We start from the raw sequence: 1,052 nt of genomic DNA, 5'->3' as shown, positions 1-1,052 counted from the left end.
GCGCTCCAGTAACGGCTGCCAATCCCAGCTATGCAAAAGATTAAATAGCCAGCGTGCTATTCGACGGTTTTGATCAAGGCTTTCAATGACCGCCCCGTTATGTGGATCAATGTGAATCCACGTTTTAGCAGGATCATCAAACTTGGCGCGTAAAATTGGTAACGGTCTTTCTCTTGCGCCATACATGCTTTGTTGTTCTCGGGCAAAATAGTAAAAATCATAATCCTTCACCCACTCAAGCTGAAATGTTTGTGTATCAGACATAGTTTGAACCGCGTGTTTTAATGCCATTAATGGAACGATCTGTAGTACAAGTCCAGTTGATGATAGGGCTTGTACTCGACTTTGCCCGTGTTCATCGTAAGCCGTTGCCCAATCTTTACCAGCGACTTTATTCCAGACCAGCTCACGAGGCTGAATACCTGCCTGTTGGAAATTTTGGATAAGCTTTGCCGTAGTCATATTGGTATCGAAGTTATTGAGTGCTTCTCCCTTAAAGCTCTGGATATCAATCTCCGATTTATTGGCCAACAAGTTCCAGGGATTCATAGACATTAAACCACTGAAAATCCAGGCAATTAACAAAAAACCAAACAACATACCGCCGATATGATGCCAACGCATATTGGTCTGAGAGTATGGCGAATGTGAGCCACTACGATAGGTTTTGCTAAAGCGCCAGCGCTTGATGCCAATAAACTGACCTAAAAATGCCATCGCTGTTGCAGTGATCGAGAGGTAAATAATCAGCTCGTTCCACCAGCTTAAGTTTCGAAATGGATATAGCCAGTGTAACCAGGCGCCAAGCCAACCCCATGTTCGCTCATGAAAAGTTGCATCACGGATGACTCTGCCAGAATGTGAAGAAATATACAGAATTCGGCCAGCCTCATCATTGAGTCTAATTTTGTGCAAAGGTCTTTCGGTGTCTAGACCTCGCGACAAAGTCCAACTGTCGTACTCAATAAGTCCGAGATATTCAGTTTTTGCTGCAGGATAAAAGGCTTGAGCAGAGGCCAAAGCCTGAAGCTGGTTTGCGTTTTCGATTTTTT

At 44.1% G+C, this 1,052-nt stretch carries 1 protein-coding gene; it reads right to left on the bottom strand.

The features are described 5' to 3' along the window. A partial coding sequence (locus E8Q33_RS15495) for a PepSY domain-containing protein (RefSeq protein ID WP_168800229.1) occupies positions 1–1,052 on the bottom strand: 1,052 nt, incomplete at both ends.

Source organism: Methylophaga sp. SB9B (assembly GCF_004832235.1).
GTDB classification, from domain to species: Bacteria; Pseudomonadota; Gammaproteobacteria; order Nitrosococcales; family Methylophagaceae; genus Methylophaga; species Methylophaga muralis.
The sequence above is the reverse complement of the archived record's forward strand: the minus strand, read 5'-3'. Positions and strand labels throughout refer to the sequence as shown.